The following is a 1,693-nucleotide window of genomic DNA, read 5'->3' on the forward strand; positions in this document are numbered from 1 at the left end:
CTTCAGCACCGTGGTGCCTCGTCATCACGCCTCAGCCTTAAAGCGTTCCGGATTTGCCTGGAACACCAGCCTACACGCTTAAACCGGGACAACCGTCGCCCGGCCAACATAGCCTTCTCCGTCCCCCCTTCGCAGTAACACCGAGTACAGGAATATTAACCTGTTTCCCATCGACTACGCCTTTCGGCCTCGCCTTAGGGGTCGACTCACCCTGCCCCGATTAACGTTGGACAGGAACCCTTGGTCTTCCGGCGAGCGGGCTTTTCACCCGCTTTATCGTTACTTATGTCAGCATTCGCACTTCTGATACCTCCAGCAGACCTCACGGTCCACCTTCGACGGCTTACAGAACGCTCCCCTACCCAACAACGCATAAGCGTCGCTGCCGCAGCTTCGGTGCATGGTTTAGCCCCGTTACATCTTCCGCGCAGGCCGACTCGACCAGTGAGCTATTACGCTTTCTTTAAATGATGGCTGCTTCTAAGCCAACATCCTGGCTGTCTGTGCCTTCCCACATCGTTTCCCACTTAACCATGACTTTGGGACCTTAGCTGGCGGTCTGGGTTGTTTCCCTCTTCACGACGGACGTTAGCACCCGCCGTGTGTCTCCCGTGATAACATTCTCCGGTATTCGCAGTTTGCATCGGGTTGGTAAGCCGGGATGGCCCCCTAGCCGAAACAGTGCTCTACCCCCGGAGATGAGTTCACGAGGCGCTACCTAAATAGCTTTCGGGGAGAACCAGCTATCTCCCGGTTTGATTGGCCTTTCACCCCCAGCCACAGGTCATCCGCTAATTTTTCAACATTAGTCGGTTCGGTCCTCCAGTTAGTGTTACCCAACCTTCAACCTGCCCATGGCTAGATCACCGGGTTTCGGGTCTATACCCTGCAACTTAACGCCCAGTTAAGACTCGGTTTCCCTGCGGCTCCCCTATACGGTTAACCTTGCTACAGAATATAAGTCGCTGACCCATTATACAAAAGGTACGCAGTCACACCACGAAGGTGCTCCCACTGCTTGTACGTACACGGTTTCAGGTTCTCTTTCACTCCCCTCGCCGGGGTTCTTTTCGCCTTTCCCTCACGGTACTGGTTCACTATCGGTCAGTCAGGAGTATTTAGCCTTGGAGGATGGTCCCCCCATATTCAGACAGGATACCACGTGTCCCGCCCTACTCATCGAACTCACAGCAGGTGCATTTTTGTGTACGGGAGTGTCACCCTGTACCCTGCGACTTTCCAGACGCTTCCACTAATGCACAAGCTGATTCAGGTTCTGGGCTGTTCCCCGTTCGCTCGCCGCTACTGGGGGAATCTCGGTTGATTTCTTTTCCTCGGGGTACTTAGATGTTTCAGTTCCCCCGGTTCGCCTCGCAACACTATGTATTCATGTTGCGATAGTGCAACGGATTGCACTGGGTTTCCCCATTCGGGTATCGCCGGTTGTAACGGTTCATATCACCTTACCGGCGCTTTTCGCAGATTAGCACGCCCTTCATCGCCTCTGACTGCCAGGGCATCCACCGTGTACGCTTAGTCACTTAACCTCACAACCCACAAGCGTCCCGCAGGACACGTTGTCAGCTGTAAGCATTTGAGAGACTCGAACATATCGTTGACTTCATTCTTATTACGGAGAATGAAAACGACATGTCGTTTCAATTTTCAGCTTGTTCCGGATTGTTAAAGAGCA

Annotated in this window: 1 rRNA gene; it reads right to left on the minus strand. The window is 53.3% G+C overall.

Annotation, left to right across the window (positions count from 1 at the left end):
* Nucleotides 1–1,547, minus strand: a 23S ribosomal RNA gene (locus tag GSQ70_RS00575); the annotation flags it as partial.
* Between the last annotated feature and the right edge of the window lie 146 nt (nucleotides 1,548–1,693).

This window comes from Pantoea sp. BAV 3049 (assembly GCF_009765445.1).
In the GTDB taxonomy this organism is placed as follows: domain Bacteria; phylum Pseudomonadota; class Gammaproteobacteria; order Enterobacterales; family Enterobacteriaceae; genus Erwinia.